1 protein-coding gene is annotated in these 1181 nt (G+C 47.9%); it reads left to right on the forward strand.

The features are described from left to right. On the forward strand, positions 1-1181 hold a 1181-nt coding region (tuf, locus tag C2M29_RS08755; RefSeq protein WP_105189426.1), incomplete at its 3' end, for an elongation factor Tu.

Below are 1181 nucleotides of genomic sequence, written 5' to 3' on the forward strand. Positions count from 1 at the left end.
ATGGCAAAAGAAAAGTTTGAACGCGTAAAACCGCACGTAAACGTAGGTACAATCGGCCACGTTGACCACGGTAAAACAACTCTAACTGCAGCAATCACTAACGTACTTGCAAAAGTATACGGTGGTACAGCAAAAGACTTCGCATCAATCGATAACGCTCCAGAAGAGCGTGAGCGTGGTATCACAATCTCAACTTCACACGTTGAGTACGACACTCCAACTCGCCACTACGCGCACGTTGACTGTCCTGGACACGCTGACTACGTTAAAAACATGATCACTGGTGCTGCTCAGATGGACGGCGCGATCTTAGTAGTAGCTGCGACTGACGGTCCTATGCCTCAGACTCGTGAGCACATCCTACTTTCTCGTCAGGTTGGTGTACCTTACATCATCGTATTCATGAACAAATGTGACATGGTTGACGACGAAGAGCTACTAGAGCTAGTAGAAATGGAAGTTCGTGAACTTCTTTCTGAGTACGACTTCCCAGGTGACGACCTACCACTAATCCAAGGTTCAGCTCTTAAAGCGCTTGAAGGCGAGAAAGAGTGGGAAGACAAGATCATCGAGCTTGCAGAAGCGCTAGATACTTACATCCCAGAGCCAGAGCGTGACATCGATAAGCCATTCATCATGCCTATCGAAGACGTATTCTCAATCCAGGGTCGTGGTACAGTTGTAACTGGTCGTGTTGAAGCCGGTATCATCAACGTGAACGACGAAGTTGAAATCGTAGGTATCAAAGAAACTACGAAGACAACTTGTACAGGTGTTGAGATGTTCCGTAAGCTTCTAGACGAAGGTCGTGCTGGTGAGAACATCGGTGCCCTTCTACGTGGTACTAAGCGTGACGAAGTTGAGCGTGGCCAAGTACTAGCTGCTCCTGGTTCAATCAACCCGCACACTAAGTTCGAAGCAGAAGTATACGTACTATCTAAAGACGAAGGTGGCCGTCACACGCCATTCTTCAAAGGCTACCGTCCACAGTTCTACTTCCGTACAACTGACGTAACTGGTGACATCCAACTACCAGACGGCGTAGAAATGGTAATGCCTGGTGACAACATCAAGATGACTGTAGAACTAATCTGCCCAATCGCGATGGACGAAGGTCTACGTTTCGCGATCCGTGAAGGTGGTCGTACAGTTGGTGCTGGTGTTGTAGCATCAATCGTAGA

It is taken from the genome of Pseudoalteromonas sp. T1lg48 (assembly GCF_002964785.1).
Lineage (GTDB): Bacteria > Pseudomonadota > Gammaproteobacteria > Enterobacterales > Alteromonadaceae > Pseudoalteromonas.